The organism is Rubrobacter aplysinae, assembly GCF_001029505.1.
Taxonomy (GTDB): domain Bacteria; phylum Actinomycetota; class Rubrobacteria; order Rubrobacterales; family Rubrobacteraceae; genus Rubrobacter_A; species Rubrobacter_A aplysinae.
This window is the reverse complement of record NZ_LEKH01000002.1, coordinates 217,791-232,289: the sequence shown is the minus strand read 5'-3', so window position 1 is coordinate 232,289 and position 14,499 is coordinate 217,791. Positions and strand designations below refer to the sequence as shown.

At 67.6% G+C, this 14,499-nt stretch carries 13 protein-coding genes; 3 read left to right on the top strand and 10 right to left on the bottom strand.

What is annotated here, in order from left to right; translation table 11 throughout:
* Positions 1-109 precede the first annotated feature (109 nt).
* The 3 genes from ABD53_RS03485 to ABD53_RS03475 all read left to right on the top strand — a co-directional run bounded on the left by ABD53_RS03485 (position 110) and on the right by ABD53_RS03475 (position 2,592).
* A complete protein-coding gene (locus ABD53_RS03485) occupies positions 110-412 on the top strand; it encodes a hypothetical protein (RefSeq protein WP_047864341.1) in 303 nt (100 codons plus the stop codon).
* Positions 396-743: a type II toxin-antitoxin system PemK/MazF family toxin gene (locus ABD53_RS03480; RefSeq protein WP_047864340.1), complete on the top strand. Its 348-nt coding sequence runs from the start codon at positions 396-398 to the stop codon at positions 741-743. Before ABD53_RS03485 ends, ABD53_RS03480 begins: the two co-directional genes overlap by 17 nt.
* Before the next feature lie 442 nt (positions 744-1,185).
* Positions 1,186-2,592, top strand: a complete 1,407-nt coding sequence (locus tag ABD53_RS03475; protein WP_047864464.1) for an APC family permease — start codon at positions 1,186-1,188, stop codon at positions 2,590-2,592.
* Positions 2,593-2,795: 203 nt separating this feature from the next.
* Here the strand turns inward: ABD53_RS03475 and ABD53_RS03470 are convergent, their stop codons facing one another.
* The 10 genes from ABD53_RS03470 to ABD53_RS03425 all read right to left on the bottom strand — a co-directional run bounded on the left by ABD53_RS03470 (position 2,796) and on the right by ABD53_RS03425 (position 14,490).
* Positions 2,796-3,719: a Gfo/Idh/MocA family protein gene (locus ABD53_RS03470; RefSeq protein ID WP_047864339.1), complete on the bottom strand. Its 924-nt coding sequence runs from the start codon at positions 3,717-3,719 to the stop codon at positions 2,796-2,798.
* A gap of 10 nt (positions 3,720-3,729) precedes the next feature.
* Complete coding sequence (gene nagA, locus ABD53_RS15645) at positions 3,730-5,838, bottom strand: N-acetylglucosamine-6-phosphate deacetylase (RefSeq protein ID WP_152670552.1); 2,109 nt, start codon at positions 5,836-5,838, stop codon at positions 3,730-3,732.
* 8 nt (positions 5,839-5,846) lie between these two features.
* Positions 5,847-6,584: a glucosamine-6-phosphate deaminase gene (nagB, locus tag ABD53_RS03460; protein ID WP_047864338.1), complete on the bottom strand. Its 738-nt coding sequence runs from the start codon at positions 6,582-6,584 to the stop codon at positions 5,847-5,849.
* Positions 6,585-6,611: 27 nt separating this feature from the next.
* Positions 6,612-7,430, bottom strand: coding sequence for a DUF7916 family protein (locus ABD53_RS03455; protein WP_200900261.1), 819 nt, complete (start codon positions 7,428-7,430; stop codon positions 6,612-6,614).
* Positions 7,427-7,885 carry a PTS sugar transporter subunit IIA gene (locus ABD53_RS03450; protein WP_047864337.1) on the bottom strand — a complete coding sequence of 153 codons (459 nt, stop codon included), beginning with the start codon at positions 7,883-7,885 and terminating at the stop codon, positions 7,427-7,429. Before ABD53_RS03450 ends, ABD53_RS03455 begins: the two co-directional genes overlap by 4 nt.
* Position 7,886: 1 nt before the next feature.
* Complete coding sequence (locus ABD53_RS03445; protein ID WP_047864336.1) at positions 7,887-9,437, bottom strand: PTS transporter subunit EIIC; 1,551 nt, start codon at positions 9,435-9,437, stop codon at positions 7,887-7,889.
* 102 nt (positions 9,438-9,539) lie between these two features.
* Positions 9,540-10,268 carry a GntR family transcriptional regulator gene (locus ABD53_RS03440; RefSeq protein WP_053057627.1) on the bottom strand — a complete coding sequence of 243 codons (729 nt, stop codon included), beginning with the start codon at positions 10,266-10,268 and terminating at the stop codon, positions 9,540-9,542.
* A gap of 128 nt (positions 10,269-10,396) precedes the next feature.
* Entirely contained in the window at positions 10,397-10,843 is a 447-nt protein-coding gene (locus tag ABD53_RS03435) for a hypothetical protein (protein ID WP_047864335.1), read from the bottom strand.
* Between the two features lie 115 nt (positions 10,844-10,958).
* A complete protein-coding gene (locus ABD53_RS03430) occupies positions 10,959-12,506 on the bottom strand; it encodes a hydantoinase B/oxoprolinase family protein (protein ID WP_047864334.1) in 1,548 nt (515 codons plus the stop codon).
* Positions 12,499-14,490, bottom strand: coding sequence for a hydantoinase/oxoprolinase family protein (locus ABD53_RS03425; RefSeq protein WP_047864333.1), 1,992 nt, complete (start codon positions 14,488-14,490; stop codon positions 12,499-12,501). The genes ABD53_RS03430 and ABD53_RS03425 overlap by 8 nt, the downstream gene beginning before the upstream one ends.
* Positions 14,491-14,499: the final 9 nt, after the last annotated feature.

The following is a 14,499-nucleotide window of genomic DNA, read 5'->3' as shown; positions in this document are numbered from 1 at the left end:
CGTGTACGAGCTGTACGGCCTCACCAACGAGGAGATACGGATAGCCGAGTAGGCTACGACTCGCTAGACTAGAGTCAGCCGACTCAGAGATGGAAGACGAGAGACTATAATGCAGGCCAGAGAGCCGAAAAGGAGCACCGCCGTGGAGGGCGCTGTTAGAGCCATCGAGGTTACTGGGAGCATAGACGAGCAGCGGCGGCTGCATCTCGACGAGCCGCTGCCGTTCGGTGGCTCCGGCAAGGTGCGGGTGATCGTGCTGATCTCCGAGGAGGCATCGGAGAGCGCGGAAGTTTCTGAAGAGGGGGAGTGGCTCCGATCCGCCGCCAACAATCCCGCATTCGGCTTTCTGCACGACGCCGAAGAGGACATCTACACTCTGGAGGACGGGCGGCCTTTTGGCGACCAGGGGTAAGGTAGTCCTCCTACCATTCCCGTTTGACGATCTCTCCACCTCCAAGGTTCGGCCCGCGGTCTGCCTGACGGACCCCATCGGTCCTTACGATCACGTGGTCCTCGCTTTCATAACCAGCCGGATGCCGGATCAACCATTGGATACCGACGTGGTGCTGGACCCTGAACGTCAGGGTTACGGCGAGACGGGCTTGCGCGTGGTCTCCGTGCTGCGGCTGTACCGCCTGATGACGGTGGCGGCGCCCTTGATCCGGCGCGAACTGGGCTCACTGCCGCCCGACGTGTGGAACGAGGTACAAGAGAAGCTTTGCAGGCTGTTCGACCTCGGATGATGTGGTGGAGCGGATTCTCGGGCTGCACGAGAGATTGGCGGAGGCGAGGATCGAGCGGGAGCGGACCGTTATCGGGCACCAAATCACGGCGACTGACAGGCAGATAGACGCCCTCGTGTACGAGCCGGCCTCACCGACGAGGAGATACGGATAGTCGAGGAGCATTCCTAGAAGCAGGCTCGGGGGCCGTTAAGGCGAATCGTCCCGGCCCGCGTAGAGTCAGATGCCTGGCCGGGGTGGCGGCCATCCTCCTCTCGTGGGGCAAGCCGGTGGGCGCCGGGGACCGGGCGGGTAGGATTTTCGTATCCGTTGCGACTATGTGAGCCTTCGTGTACATTGGCGCGCATACGGGAGTCGGGTGGGGATGCTTTCGGGCTGTTCCTGATCGTCGGGGAGGTGGTACGTGGAGTCGGAGAGCAGGGATAACAGCCTTTCGCGGAGCATGGGGCCGGTGGGGGCCATCGCCACCGTGATCGCCGGTACGCTCGGGGCGGGGCTATTCGTTACGATAGGCACCGCCAGCAGCACTACGGGGCCGAGCGTGATCCTCGCGGTGGCGCTGCTGGGCGTCGTCGCGCTGGCCGTCGCCATAAACTACGGCTGGATGGCGACCATCTTCCCCGCGGCGGGCGGGGCGTACACCTTCGTTTCGCGGTCGTTCAACAGCCGCTTGTTAGGGTTCGTCGTTACCTGGACCAAGTGGCTGGGCTACATGGCGGCCGCCGCGGTCGTCGCCCTCGGGTTCGGCAGCTATCTCAACGTGTTCTTCCCCGGCGTCCCTCCCGTGCTCTCCGGGTTCGGGTTGCTGACGGTCCTCTTTGTTATCAATCTCATCGGGGTGAAAGGGTATAGCGTGGCGCAGAGCCTCCTGTTCTGGCTCCTCATCGCCACCCTCCTCTTGCTCGTGATACCGGGGATGTTCTCCATAGACACCGCGAGCTACCAGCCGTTCTTCACGGGTGGGCTAGGCGGGTTCACCACCGCCATCGTCCCGCTGTTTTTCGCGTTCCTCGGCATCGAGATCGCAGCACAGTTTGGAGCGGAGGTCAGAAATCCCGGGCGCAACCTACCGTTGGCGATGCTCGGCGGGACCGGCATCCTTATCGTCCTGTACATGCTGACGGCATTTGTCATCTACGGCGTCGTGAGCGATTACACCGTGCTGTCGGACTCCACGCAGCCGCTGGCGACCGCCGCCTCCACGTTCCTCGGCGGCTACGCCACCGCCGTCGTCGCCGTCGGAGGTCTGCTCGCCACCTCCTCCACCGTCCACGCGGTGATGGCCGCGGCCATCAAGATCCCGTACTCGTGGTCGTGGGACGAGGTGTTCCCCAAGCAGTTCTCGCGGGTTAGCGAGCGGTTCCGGACGCCTCACTGGTCGCTGCTCACGATGTACGTCGCCGCCTCCGCGCTCACGTTCTGGTCTAGTGGGGTCAACCAGATCATCGCCATCTCGACGTTCAGCTACCTGATCGCATACCTGGCCGTCTCGCTGGCGGCCGGCTACCTCTACCTGAAGCGGCGGGAGGCGAACTCGTTGGCCTCTCAGGCCGCTTTTCAGCCGGGGGCGTGGTTCTATCTAACCATCCCCGTCGCGATAATCGGGTCAGCCGGGACCATCACACAAGCGGCGAACTGGGGAGCGTTATTCACCGGAAACTTCGGGGAGCTCTCGACGCTCGCCATCTACATCCCGTGGCTGGCCGTCGGCCTCGTCATATTCGGCATCTACTGGTACAGGGGCAAGCAGCGCGACACCGACGTGGACGCCATCCTGGTCACGATCCCCGGTGTCTCCGAGGAGCCCACGGAAGATGAGCCGGAGAAAACCTTGACCGGGAGCCCGTGACGTACGACGAGGCGGGCCCTGCGTGGCGGTCTCCGGTGCCGGGCCCTAACCCAGGATAGGCCCTACCGAAGCTCCAGCCTCCCGCCACCCGTAGATTCCGCCCCGTGCCGGCTCCCTCACGTTGGTTACCCTGCATAACCGCGCGGAAGCTGTCCGGGATCGGCTCTGGCCGGTAAGACGTAAGACCTTTTTAGCCTCGCGGCTCAATGCCGTAAAAGGAGCTGTTCGCAGATGCGGTGCGTCGGGAGCACCTTCTCCGCTCCCACCTCGCAGGCTGTGGGTTCGGCGAGGCTCTGCAGCACGTGATCTATCATGCCGGTGAAGCCTCTGCGGTGGGCGACGGGGTCCCAGCCGCCGGGCACCCGGGTCAGCTCCGTGCCCTCTTTCCCGAGTACCCCGCGTTCGAGGCCGGTGACCCTGGCGTATCTGCCCCCGCCGTGCAGCTCCAGGCTCTCGCCGTTGCCCCCGGAGCTGCGCTGCATCCAGAACTGCGCCGCCGCCTCGCCCAGAGACAGCGTCCCGGTCGCGGTGAGGAGCCGTCCGGCGTCGTCCAGGCGTTGGGCGTAGTGCAGCGTCTCGGCGGCGGGGCCGCCGAGCCACACGAGCGTGTCTACAACGTGTATGAGGTCGTCGTAGACGGTCTGACGGGCCGGGGCGCGCTGGGAGGCGGTGCGGCTCTTGTGCGCCACCGCGAGCTCGAGGCCGCCTCCCGCTTCCATCCAGTCCCGGGCCTCGCGGTAGAGCGGCACGAACCGCCGGTTGAATCCGACCGCCAGCAGCAGCCCCCGCGCCTCCGCCAGCGCCGCCATCTCCTCGGCCTCGGCTAGATCGTAGGAGAGCGGCTTGTCCACGTATACGTTCACGCCCGCTCTGAGGCACTGCGTCACGATCTCGAAGTGGGTTTCGGTGGGGGAGCTGACGAACACGATCTCCGGCTCCAGGACCAGCAGTTGCCGCAGATCGGTAGAGCGGTGAGAAACGCCGTACTGCTCGCCGTACGACTGCACGGTTTCGGGTGAGCGGCTCACAAGCCCCGCGACCTCTACCCCGGGATGGTTGCAGAGTAGGGGCAGGTACATCTTCGACGCGATGCTCCCGAGCCCGACGATGCCCGCGCGATGCTTCATTGCCGCCCGCTCAATTGTTCGTGGTCTCGGATTGCGGGGCGTACTCCCGGGCTCTGCGTAAGTCTCCCTCCACCAGCCGGAGCAGACGGGCGGCTTCGTGGGCGGAAGTTACCCCGTCTACCAGCAGTACCGCCCCGCGGATATCGTACTCCGTGCTCTGGAGAGCCGAGGCGGCCTCGGGCTCGCTGCAGCCCGTGATCTCCCGGACCATGCTCTCCGCGCGCCCACGGAGCTTGTGGTTGTAGGGCCGCATGCCGACCATCATGTCGCCGTGGACGTAGCCGAGCCCCGCCAGGGTGGCGGTGGAGATCATGTTCAAGACCAGCTTCTGGGCGGTCCCGGCCTTTAGCCGGGTGGAGCCGGGCAGGATCTCCGCTCCCGTTGCTATCTCTACCGGGAGGTCGGCATTCCGGGCCATATCCGAGCCCGCCAGGTTCACTATGCAGGCCGTGGCGGCCCTGCGCTCCCGGGCCTCCAGCTGGGCCGCGAGGGTGAAAGGCGTGGCGCCGCTGGCCGACACCCCGACCACGAGGTCTCCGGCCCCGACATTCAGCTCCCGTATCGCCCGGCGGCCCTCCGCCGCGCCGTCCTCCGCCTCCGCCGCTTCCTCGTACAACGCTTCGAGGCCGCCGGCCATGACGCTGGTAAAGGTGCCCGGCGCGACGCCGAAGGTGGGGGAGCACTCGGCGGCGTCGGCAACGGCGAGCCGGCCGCTGGTCCCGGCTCCGGCGTAGATCACCCGCCCGCCCCCGGCCACCGTCTCCCGCGCGCGCTCCACGACGCGCTCGATATCCGGTACCGCCGCCTCTACCGCCGGGGCCACCGCCGCGTCCGCCCTGTTCATCGCCCGGAGCAGATCTCCGGTACCCATCTCGTCCAGTGCCGGGGGCTTTGATCCCTCCCGGATCACGACGGCCCTCTGGTCTCCGTCCCGCGTGCTCTGCACGTCTCTCTCGTACACGAGCCTGCCGCCGACCCAGGCTGCCTCCACCAGCAGATCGGGCGAGAGCGCGACCACGTCGGCGTCGGAGCCCGGCGTGAGGCGGCCCTTTTTGGCGGCCCCGATCAAGGCCGCCGGGGTGGCCGTCGCCATGCGTACCGCCTCCGGCAACGAGCAGCCGGCAAACTCCAGCGCGTTGCGTATCGCCTCGTCCATCGTGAGCACGCTACCGGCGAGCGTGCCGTCCTCCAGACGCGGGATGCCATCCCGCATGGAAACGGTGCGTCCGGCGAGCTCGTACTCGCCCGGTCCCATCCCGGCGGCTGCCATCGCGTCCGTGACCAGGTACATCCGGTCCGGCCCCAGCCGCTCGAAGGCGAGCCGGACCATCTCGGGGTGGACATGACGGCCGTCGGCGACCATGCCGCAGCGTGGCGCGGAGTCCGCCGTTTTTAGCATCGCCGCGCCGGGGAGACCGGGGTCGCGGTGGTGCAGCGGGCTCATGGCGTTGAACAGGTGCGTCACGCCCGCCGCTCCAGACTCGAATCCCGACAGAGCTTCCTCGAACGAGGCGGCCGAGTGGCCGAGGGAGGCGACGGTGCCCCGGCTCGCGGCGAGCTCGATCAGGGCTCCCGCGCCCGGCATCTCCGGGGCGAGCGTTACCATCTCTACCGGCCCGGCGTCCAGCAGCTCCGCGAGCGCGTCCGGGTCCGGCTCGGCGACCGCCTCCGCCGCGTGCGCGCCCCGCTTCTCGGGGCTTATGAACGGGCCTTCGAGATGAAGCCCGAGCGGGACCGCGCCTCTGTCCGGGTCCAGATCCAGACCGCCGATCACGGCCGGATAGCGCCCGAGCGGCAGCGTGACCAGCGTCGGGAGGTAGGAGGTGACGCCGGTCGCGGGCAGGGCGGCTGAGAGCTCTCCGAGACGCCCCGGCCGATCCACCGCGTCCACGCCGAACCCGCCGTTGACCTGCAGGTCCACGAAGCCGGGCACGAGATAATGGTCCGGCAGCTCGACCACGGCGTCCGCGGCGAGCGGCTCGCGGCTGACGGCCCTTATCTCGCCACTCTCGACGAGGATCGTGCCACCGTCCCACACCGCATCCGGGGTAACCACCCGGCCCCGGATCGCGAGGCTCCCCGCCTGATTTTGCGCGCCGTCCCTAACACTGCCCCTCATACCGCCCCTCACGCGACCTCCCTCCGTAGCGCCGAGGCGGCTTCGCGGTCTAGGAGGAAGGTGACGTCCGGGTGCTCCCGGAGCATCGAGGCCGGCGTCTGGGGGGAAACCTCGCCCTCGACGGCGGCGGCGACCGCCTCGGCCTTTTCGGGCCCGGAGGCGAGGAGCAGCACCTTCCGCGACTCGAAGATGGTCTGCATGCCGACCGTGATCGCCTGCTCCGGCGCCGCCCCGGCGTCGAAGCCCTCGGCGTTTGCGCGGCGGGTGGACTCGGCGAGCCCCATGACCCGCGTGCGCGAGGAGAAGGGGGAGCCCGGCTCGTTGAACCCGATGTGCCCGTTACGCCCGATGCCGAGCACGCACAGGTCGGCCCCGCCCGTCTCCTTTATCGCGGCGTCGTAGCGCAGGCATTCTTCCTCCGGGGCCGGGGTCTCGGCGTCCGGGATGTGTGTTCTGGCAGGGTCGGCGTCCACGTGGCGATAGAGGTTCTCCTGCATGTAGCGCCGGTAGCTCTCCGGGTGGTCGCGGGGGATGCCGAGGTACTCGTCCAGGTTGAAGATGGTCGTATCGGAGAGGCTCAGGCCGCCCTCCCGGTACAGGCGCACCAGCTCCCGGTACATGCCTCTGGGGGTCGAGCCCGTGGGCAGGAGCAGGTTCGCGCCGGGGTTTTCGGAAACGGTGTCACTTACCGTCTCGGCGGCGGTCCGGCTAACCCCTTCGTGGCTGTCGTGTACGTGGAGTTCCAACTCTACTGCTCCTTATCTTCCCTGTCTCTATCTCATCGCCATGCGCCGGTAGGTGTGGCGGCGGCCTCTAATAGCCAGGGAGGCCGACATCAGGTTCTCGGGCTCCGCGACGCCGGAGAGGCCCGCGTCTCCCAGGTGGAGCACGTCGGCCCCGGCACGTTTGGCGGAGAGCGAGATCCCCCGCACCGTCTCCCGGTCCGCGCCTTCCTGGGACGTGCCGACAGCCGCCACCGCCAGGGCTCCTCCTTCGTGAACCGCCTGCGCCAGCTCCGCGACGGCCGACTCCAGGCTGCCGGGCACCGTGCCCGGCGCCGGTATCAGCACGGCATCCGCCCCCTCGGCGAGGGTACCGATCTCGGACGCCTCGGGCATGCCCCGGCCACCGCTGCCATGCATCTTGCCGCACAATAGCGGGGTGTCGGGCAGCTCGTCTCTCGCCGTGTGGGCGGCGGAGACGAGGTCACCGGTCTCTATCCTTGCGTCGGGGTTGGCGGTTATCACGAGGAAGTCCGCATCCTCCAGCCGCGAGAGGTTCTCCCGGCTCGCCCGGCGGTGCTCCTCGACCTCTTCGGAGGGCTCGACGTTGACGCCCACGGGACGTCCGAGGGAGCGTTTGATTCCTGCGAGATCCTCGCCGCCGAACTTGTTGAGCAAGACGAGATCCGCGCCGAAAGCCACGGCGACGGCGGCGTTCGAGGCCCCGTCCACCAGCGGCGGGGAGGGGTGGAGGATCTCGGCCATCAGGGTGCGGCCCTCGGAGAGCCGGATGGACTGCAGCAGCTCCCCGCCGTCCATGCCGCGGAACTCCTCCGGGCCGCAGTCCAGGATCCGGGCTTTTCGGGTCAACCCTCGACCTCGAACAGCGGGTCTCCGGCCCCGACCTCGCCGGTCTGCTGGCCGGTTACGGCGTGCTCGTCGGAGTTGGTAACGACCACGGGGGTCGTGGGCTCGTAGCCGGCGGCGTTTATGGCCTCCAGGTCGAAGCGCACTATAGGCTGTCCGGCCTCCACCTCGTCCCCCTGGGTGGCGAGCTTCTCGAAGCCCCCGTCCTCCATCTCGATGGTGTCGAGGCCGAGGTGTACTATGAGCTCCACCCCGCCCGCGGCGGCGATGCCAAAGGCGTGGCCGCCCTCGAACAGCTTTGCCAGCGTGCCGGAGATGGGGGCGACCGCCTCGCCGCTCCCGGAGGGCACCACGGCGGCTCCTTCTCCGGCCATCCCCTCGGCGAACACCTCGTCCGGCACCTGGCTCATGGGGATGGCCTGACCGGCGATCGGCGCGAGTACCTGAATCTTGCTCACTCTATGCCTCCGTCTTTAGCTGGCGGTTCATGCGCTCGGCGATGCGGTCGGACTGGGTGCCCATGACCACCTGCACCACCTGGCCGCGCTTCACGACACCCGAGGCGCCCAGCCCCTTCAGCCGCGTCTCGTCCACGCTCTCCGGCTCGGAGACTACGCACCGCAGGCGGGTTATGCAGCCCTCGACGCTCTCGACGTTCTCCCGGCCACCGAGCGCCGCGAGCGCGTTCCCGGCCAGCACGTCGTCGGCGTCGCGCTCCTCCTCCGGCTTTTCGGAGGCTTCGCTTTCCTCGCCACCCTCCGTACCCTTTGCCGGGCCGCGCTGGCTCTCGGGCAGGATCCAATCCGCCCCGCCGGTGCCCTCGGCCCCGCCACGGCCCGGCGTCGCGAGGTCGAACCGCTTGATAAAGAAGCTGAACACGAAGTAGTAGACGCCGCCGTAGAGGATCCCGACCAGCAACAGCAGCAGCGGCTTGTCGGTGTTTTCCGCGAAGAAGTTGAGCACGTAGTCTATGGCCCCGGCGGAGAAGCCGAAGCCCATCTGAATGCCGAGCAGCGTGGTCACGACCATCGCGGAGGCCGTCAGTATGGCGTGGACCAGGAAGAGCACCGGCGCGACGAACAGGAACGCGAACTCTATGGGCTCCGTTATGCCCGTGAGGAACGAGGCGAAGGCCGCGGAGAGCAGGATACCCGAGGCGACCTTGGTCTGATGGGCGTGCCGGATCATGGCCAGGCAAGCCGCCGGGAGGCCGAACATCATTATGGGGAAGAACCCGGCGAGGAAGCTTCCGGCGTCCGGGTCCCCGGCGAAGTAGCGCGTGATCTCGCCGTGGACCACGCCGTCCGCCCCCTGGAACGAGCCGAGCTGGAACCAGATGTAGGTGTTCAGCACGTGGTGCAGCCCGAGCGGTATGAGCAGGCGGTTGAAGAAGCCGTAGATCCCGGTCCCCACGGCTCCGAGCCCGACGAGCCACTGCCCCATCGCCTCGATCCCGGAGCCCACCACGGGCCACACGAACCCGAAGACCGCGCCCAGCACGAGCGCCACCAGAGCCGTGACTATGGGGACGAACCGCTTGCCGCCGAAGAAGGCCAGGTAGTCCGGCAACCGGATGTCGTTGTAGCGCCGGTAGAGGCCGGCGGCCGTCAGCCCGATTATGATCCCGGAGAACACGCCCATGCTGTCCACGGCGCCCATGCTGGCCAGGGGATCAGCGCCCTCCTCGGCGAGCTGCGGGGCCAGGGAGTTGAACACCCCGGAAAAGACGAGGTAACCAACGATCGCGGCCACCGCCGCGGCCCCCGCGGAGCCGGTCAACCCTATCGCAATGCCTATCGCGAAGATCAACGAGAGGTTATCGAAGATCGCCCCGCCAGCCGCGGCCATCCACGGCAATCCCAGCAGGTCGTCCTGCCCGAGCCTGAGCAGCAACGCCGCCGCCGGTAACACCGCTATCGGCAGCATCAATGCTCGTCCGATGCTCTGCAAAGGGCCTAGAATGGAGCCCCAGCTAAACTTTCGCCCCTGCCCGCTCGTACTCGCGGCCATGCTTCCCCTTCCCTTCATGGTCATATTGACTATACCAATTACGATATTGACTAAGAACGGGGATGTCAAGAGCTTTTTTACGGGGGCTTGCCCGGACGACGCTCAGGGACGGAGGGTGGTGGTGATGCGGTAGCGGTCTCCGCGGTAGGTGCTTTTCACGTACTCGAAGGCGAGATCCCGGTCGTCGTGGGTGACGCGTTCTATGAGGAGCGCGGGGCTGCCGGTCGAGATCCCGAGGTGCTCCGCCTCGAGCTCGTTGATCACGGTCGCCTCGTAGCTCTGCTCGGCCCAGGCTATGCTCAGGCCGCCGGTGCGGAGCTCGTCGTAGATGGAGCGTGAGGAGAGGTCGAGCCTAAGCAGCCCCTCCGCCACCTCGTGCAAGAGGTGGCTGGTCTCAAGCGCCATCGGCTCCCCGTCCGCGTGGCGCACGCGCCGGATGCGGACCACCTTTTCGGTCTCCTCTATACCAAGCAGGCGCGCGACCACCGGCCCGGCCTCTACCGACTCCGCGTCCAGCACGGAGCTGGTCGTCTCGTGGCCCCGCCCGGCCATGTCCTCGGTAAAGCTCGCCAGACGCTCGGCCTCTTGCTTTACCTTCTCTCCGGCTACGAAGGTGCCCCGGCCCTGCTCCCGGTACAGGATGCCCTCGTTTACCAGCTCGACTATGGCCTGCCGCGCCGTCATGCGGCTTATGCCGTACTCCTCGCACAGCTCACGCTCCGGAGGGATGATCTCGCCCCGCTGCAGATCCTCGCGCTCGATCATGCCGCGCAGTATCTCCTTGAGCTGGTGGTACTTCGGCAGCGGGCTGCTCGTATCCAGACCGGACAAGATCCTCCGTTCGAATACAAAATTTGGTATGGACAACTATACGTGTAAGCGAGGATTATACAGTGTCGAGCCGGGCGCGTGAGGCGACGGGCGTCCGGGGGTCCGTTGTCGGAGCCGTCTGCCGGGAGTCATCCTCCGAGCTCTTGTTCCCTCCTGGTGGGGAGGGAGTAGTGGAGAGATCCCGACTGGCTCTCTAGCCGGAGGTGACCGCCGCTCGTTAGCTCCGAGAGCATCTCGTCGGCCTCGCGCACGGTTAGCGAGGTCTCCATCGCGGCCTCCGCCGGGGTAATGCTGCCACCGTTATCCCGGATTGCGGAGAGTAGCTCGCGCTCCTTGCTAACGGGGCCGGGGAGAGAATTTTTGTGCTTCAGGACCTGCGGAATCCCCCAGCCGAGGCATGCGGCGCCGCCTATAATAAGGCCCATACCGGCCACGGGCGTTCCGGTGGAGATTATCAGGAGGATCGCGCCGATCAGGAGCGCTACGCCCACCGCGGAGCTCGCGTATGCCGCAGTGGTGTCTACGCCACCCTCTGACGCGTCTGGTTCTTGCTCTCGCCGTTCCGGCTCGCTCACGACCGCTCCGTCCGCTAGCCAAGCCTCATTCTAATGCTGCTCCGTCTTCGCACAAGTGCCTCGCACACACTCCTCAAACCAGGCGTGAGATCAGGTTCGGGAAGATTGACCGATGCTATTCTCTCCCGTAACCTCCGCCGCCCGGTGTCTCGACCGTCACCTCGTCTCCCGGCCGTAGCTCGCGGCTCGCCTTCGGGGGTAGCTCCTCGTTATTGAGTAGATTCTTGCCGGTATCTCCGGGCTCTCCGCCGCCGAGGCCGTGCGTCCCGTGGCGGCGGCGGTCGGAGATCAGGGATAGCTGTGCCGGGGCGAGCAACCTGACGGAACGGGCAAGGCCGTCCCCGCCCGCGTATTTCCCGGCACCGCCGGAGCCGTAGCGTAGCTCGTAGCGGGTTACACGCATCGGGTACTCCAGCTCAAGCGCCTCTATGGGCGTGTTCAGGGTATTCGACATGCCGACGTGGACCCCGGATGGACCCGGACCTGTGGCGCTCGCGCCCTGGCCGCCGCCGATGGTCTCGTAGTAGGTCCAGCCCCCGTCCCCGGTGCCGCCGATTATGAGGTTGTTCATCGTGCCCTGCCCTCCGGCGATGAGGTCCGCCGCTCCTGAGAGGGCGAGCAGGAGCGTGTCGGCGACGCGCTGGCTGGTCTCTACGTTTCCGGCGACGACCGCCGATGGGCTCTGGGCGTTCACGAGGCTGCCCTCCGGGGCGTGTATGGAGAGCGGGGCGTAGGTCCCGGCGTTTGCGGGCACATCGTCCGGCAGCAGGACGCGTAGGGCGAAGTAGCAGGCCGAGCGGGTCACGGCGAGCGGGCAGTTCACGTTTCCGGCTACGGCGTCCGAGGTGCCGGAGAAGTCCACGCTCAGCTCGTCGCCGGATATGTTTATCTCTACCTGGAGCGGGATGTCGGAGTCGGTGACGCCGTCGCCCTCGATCTCGCTCCCCGCCGCGTACGTGCCGTCCGGCAGCTCCCGGATCGCCTCGCGGGTGCGGCGTTCGGCGTAGGAGATCACCTCGTCGAACGCCGCCCGTACGGTGTCTTTGCTACGGCGCTCGATCAACTCTACAACGCGCTCCTCGGCCAGACGATTCGCCGCGATCTGGGCTCGTAGGTCGCCTCTCCTGAGACGCGGGGTGCGCACGTTTGCGAGTATCAGGTCCAGCACGTCCGGGACGTACTCGCCGCCGCTCGCGCCGCTCACCAGCCGCACCGGCGGTATCACGGTACCCTCCTGGTAAACCTCGCGCGAGCCGACCGGCATCGAGCCCGGGCTCATGCCGCCGACGTCCGAGTGGTGCGCCCGACTGACGGCGTACCCGATTATCTCACCTCCGTGTGACACCGGAGAGACGAGCGTTATGTCCGGCAGGTGGGTGCCGCCGGAGTACGGGTCGTTGAGGGCGAACACGTCGCCGGGCTCGGGGTCCCGCTGCATGACCGCCGCAACCGCCTCTGGCATCGCGCCGAGGTGGACCGGGATGTGCTCTGCTTGCGAAACCGTCCTGCCCCGCGAGTCGAAGAGCGCGGTAGAGCAGTCGCGGCGCTCCTTGATGTTCGAGGAGTAGGAGCCCCTTATGAGCACGGCCCCCATCTCCTCCGCTATGCCCGAGAGCGCCCCGGAGAGCACCGAGAGGGTTACCGGGTCGAGCCGGTTACTCATCTCCGGCCTCCTTTATCAGTACCAGCGTACCGGCTGCGTCTACCGCACCGCTCCAGCCGGGCTGCACGACGCAGGTGGATTCCGCGAACTCGACCACCGCCGGCCCCTCGACAGGGGAGCCTCGGCCCATCTCCGAGCGGTCGAGCACGGGGACCTCCCGCCACCCGCCGCCGAAGTGGGCCTCCCTGGAGCCGGGCTCCGGCTCTCCGGTTGGCGGGCCTTCGGAGATAGGCGGCTTCTCTACCGGGACTGTCGCGACGAGCCGCAGGTTTACCAGCTCTACAGGCTCCTCCTGCATCCGGTAGCCGTAGCGCCGCTCGTGGGCTTCGTGGAATCGGGATGCGAGATCCCAAACCTCCCCGATGCCGTCCGCCCCGACCGGCAACTCGAACGACTGCCCGCCGTAGCGGAGATCCGCCCGCCGCTCGAAAACGGGCTCGCCCCGGGCGCGCAACTCTTCCGCCGCCGTACGCTCCAGCCCCTCGAAAGACTCCTGTACCTCCTGCGCGTCGGCCTCGGCGAGCGGGGAGAGGTAGGGGGTCAGGAGGTCGCGGCGCACGTCCGAGACGGCAAGCCCGAGCGCAGAGAGCACGCCGCTCGCTTTCGGGACGAGTACGGTGTCCGCCCCGAGCTCCTCGGCTATAGAACAGGCGTGGAGCGGCCCGGCCCCGCCGAAGGCGACGAGGGCGAACTCCCTGGGGTCCAGGCCCCGCTCCACGCTTATGACACGCAGCGCCCGGACCATCTCCGTGTCCGCCAGTTGCACGACGCCGAGCGCGGCCTGGAGGGGGCTCAGGCCAAGCTCCTCCCCGAGACGGGCGAGTGCCTCCTCCGAGCTCTTGCGGGAGAGCGTGACCTGTCCGCCGAGCTCCACGCCGTCCCGCAAGTACCCCAGGTACAGGTTCGCGTCCGTTACGGTTACCTGCTCGCCGCCGAGACCGTAGGCTGCCGGGCCGGGGTCCGCGCCGGCGGAATGAGGCCCGACGCGCAGGGCTCCCCCGGCGTCGGCCCAGGCGACGGAGCCGCCGCCCGCGCTCACCGTGTGGACGTCGGCCATCGGCAGCTTGATCGGCACACCGGAGACCTCGGCCTCGGTCGTGGTCAGGGCCTCGCCCCCGATAACGGGCGCGACGTCCGTGCTCGTGCCGCCCATGTCGAAGGTGAGCAGGTCTCGGTATTCTGAGGCCGCCGCGACGTAGGCCGCGCCAACGACGCCGCCCGCCGGACCGGAGAGGACGCAAGACGCCGCCGAGCGCGCCGCCGTCTCGAGCTCCACGACCCCGCCGGAGGACCGCATCACCAGCGGCTCCGGCATCCCGGCTGCCTCGACCTTATCCGCGAGGTTATTAAGATACGCGGCCAGCTTCGGTCCGAGGTAGGCGTCCGCGGCGGTCGTCGAGAACCTCTCGTACTCTCGGAACTCCGGCAGCACCTCGCTCGAAAGCGAGACGTGGGTCTCCGGCAGCGCCTCTCGCAGCCTCTCCCCGACCCGGCGCTCGTGCTCGGGGTGGAGAAACGAGAACAGGAGGCACACCGCGACCGCTTCGACCCCGGATTCTCGCAGCGCCTCGACTGTATCCTCCAGGCTATCCTCGTCCAGCGGTTCTACTTCGCCCTCCGGCCCCATCCTTTCCCCGACGGTAAAGCGTAGCCCGCGCGGCACCAGCGCCGGAGAGCGGCCCAGGGTAAGGTCGTAGAGCGAGGGCCTGTTCTGGCGGGAGATCTCGATAACGTCCCGGAAACCTTCCGTCGTTACGAGCGCCGTCCGCGCCCCACGCCGCTCCAAGAGCGCGTTCGTCGCGACCGTCATCCCGTGGGCGAAAGCAGATACCTCCTGAGCCTGTATCCCGGACGCCTCCACGCCAGACATAACGCCCTCGGACTGGTCGCGTGGGGTGGAAGGTACCTTCGCGGTTATGATCTTGCCGCCGCCGAGCGCGACCAGGTCCGTAAAGGTTCCCCCGACGTCTACCCCGAGCCTCATGTCGCCCCC

Coding starts and splice junctions, on each gene's coding strand:
- ABD53_RS03485 (WP_047864341.1), top strand. CDS start 110: ATGCAGGCCAGAGAGCCGAAAAGGAGCACCGCCGTGGAGGGCGCTGTT.
- ABD53_RS03475 (WP_047864464.1), top strand. CDS start 1,186: ATGGGGCCGGTGGGGGCCATCGCCACCGTGATCGCCGGTACGCTCGGG.
- ABD53_RS03470 (WP_047864339.1), bottom strand. CDS start 3,719: ATGAAGCATCGCGCGGGCATCGTCGGGCTCGGGAGCATCGCGTCGAAG.
- nagA (WP_152670552.1), bottom strand. CDS start 5,838: ATGAGGGGCAGTGTTAGGGACGGCGCGCAAAATCAGGCGGGGAGCCTC.
- ABD53_RS03445 (WP_047864336.1), bottom strand. CDS start 9,437: ATGGCCGCGAGTACGAGCGGGCAGGGGCGAAAGTTTAGCTGGGGCTCC.
- ABD53_RS03430 (WP_047864334.1), bottom strand. CDS start 12,506: ATGAGTAACCGGCTCGACCCGGTAACCCTCTCGGTGCTCTCCGGGGCG.
- ABD53_RS03425 (WP_047864333.1), bottom strand. CDS start 14,490: ATGAGGCTCGGGGTAGACGTCGGGGGAACCTTTACGGACCTGGTCGCG.